The following is a 1,589-nucleotide window of genomic DNA, read 5'->3' as shown; positions in this document are numbered from 1 at the left end:
CGGCGGCGCCTTGCTCGGCTACCGCGGCATCCTGCGCGACGTCAGCGAACGCATGGCCTACCAGCGCCACCTGCACGACCTGGCCTACCGCGACCCACTCACCGGCCTGGGCAACCGCAAGGCGTTCAACGAACAGCTGCAGCACGACCTCGACCAGGCGCTGAGCGGCAACGCCGGCCCGCTGGCCCTGCTGTTCATCGACCTGGACCACTTCAAGCAGGTCAACGACCAGTTCGGCCACGACGCCGGCGACGCCCTGCTGGTGGCCATCGCCGCGCGTCTGCAGCACGGCCTGCGCCAGCCCGGCAAGCTGTACCGCCTGGGCGGCGACGAATTCACCCTGCTGCTCGCCGGCGCCAGCGCCGAGGCCGCGCAGGCCCTGGGCGAGCGCCTGCTGGCCAGCCTCGGCGCGCCGTTCGACATACTCGGCGAGCGCATCGACTTCGTCACCCCGAGCATCGGCATCGCCCTCTGCCCGCTGCACGCCGGCGAGGCCGAGGCGCTGATCAAGGCCGCCGACAGCGCCATGTACCTGGCCAAGCGCAAGCGCAACCAGGTGGTGCTGTACCAGCCGCAGGCCAGCACGGCGGAGCCATGAACCGCTGAACTTTCGCCGCCCCGGCAAAGTCGGTATGGTCGCGCGACTCAACCACCCTGGAGCCCATCATGCCCGCTGCCCCCGTTCTGTCCGGCCCGCAATACCTGCGCGAAGGCCTGAAGCTGGTGCTCAGCCCCGGCCTGCGCCTGTTCGTGCTGCTGCCGCTGACGGTCAACCTGATCCTCTTCGTCGCCTTGATCGGCGTCGCCGTGCAGCAGTTCGGCGGCTGGGTCGATGCCTTCATGCCCAGCCTGCCGAACTGGCTGAGCTTTCTCGAGTACCTGCTGTGGCCGCTGTTCGTGGTGCTGGTGCTGCTGATGGTGTTCTTCAGCTTCACCCTGCTGGCCAATATCATCGCCGCGCCGTTCAACGGTTTTCTCGCCGAGAAGGTCGAGGTGGTGGTGCGCGGCGAGGATCACTTCCCGCCCTTCAGCTGGGCCGAACTGGCGGCCATGGTGCCGCGCACTCTCGGCCGCGAGGCGCGCAAGCTGGCCTATTTCCTGCCGCGCGCCATCGCCCTGCTGATCCTGAGCTTCATCCCGGTGGTCAACCTGGTGGCCGCGCCGCTGTGGCTGCTGTTCGGCGTGTGGATGATGGCGGTGCAGTACATCGACTACCCGGCGGACAACAACAAGCTGAGCTGGCAGGACATGCTCGCCTGGCTGCGCGAAAAGCGCTGGCAGAGCCTGAGCTTCGGCGGCATCACCTACGCCGCGCTGCTGATTCCCTTCGTCAATATTCTCGTGATGCCGGCGGCGGTGGCCGGCGCCACGCTGTTCTGGGTGCGCGAACGCGGCGCGGAGCCCGTCACAAAAGCGCAACCCTGACGTCACATGGGCTACATGGCGGCGGCCCACACTGCCGTCATGAACCCGACCGCCCTGCAAATCACCCTGATCAGCGAAACCTACCCACCGGAAATCAACGGCGTGGCCAACACCCTCGGCCGCCTGGTCGAGGGCCTGCGCGGCCGCGGCCATCGCGTGCAGCT

General features: G+C 68.0%; 2 protein-coding genes and 1 pseudogene. All 3 read left to right on the top strand.

Annotated features, from left to right (window positions below; translation table 11 throughout):
* A partial coding sequence (locus N878_RS19955; RefSeq protein WP_021445316.1) for a GGDEF domain-containing protein occupies nucleotides 1–598 on the top strand: 598 nt, incomplete at its 5' end.
* A gap of 68 nt (nucleotides 599–666) precedes the next feature.
* Nucleotides 667–1,425 (top strand): sulfate transporter CysZ, encoded by a 759-nt coding sequence (gene cysZ, locus N878_RS19950; protein WP_021445315.1) that lies wholly within the window; start codon nucleotides 667–669, stop codon nucleotides 1,423–1,425.
* A 39-nt stretch (nucleotides 1,426–1,464) separates the two neighbouring features.
* Nucleotides 1,465–1,589 (top strand): annotated as a pseudogene (locus N878_RS28510) (glycosyltransferase family 1 protein); the annotation flags it as partial.

It is taken from the genome of Pseudomonas sp. EGD-AK9 (assembly GCF_000465935.2).
In the GTDB taxonomy this organism is placed as follows: domain Bacteria; phylum Pseudomonadota; class Gammaproteobacteria; order Pseudomonadales; family Pseudomonadaceae; genus Aquipseudomonas.
Note: the sequence above shows the minus strand (reverse complement) of the source record. Positions and strands in the feature narration are given on the sequence as shown.

Excerpts from the sequence above, each read along its gene's own strand:
- cysZ (WP_021445315.1), top strand. The coding sequence starts at position 667 with ATGCCCGCTGCCCCCGTTCTGTCCGGCCCGCAATACCTGCGCGAAGGC.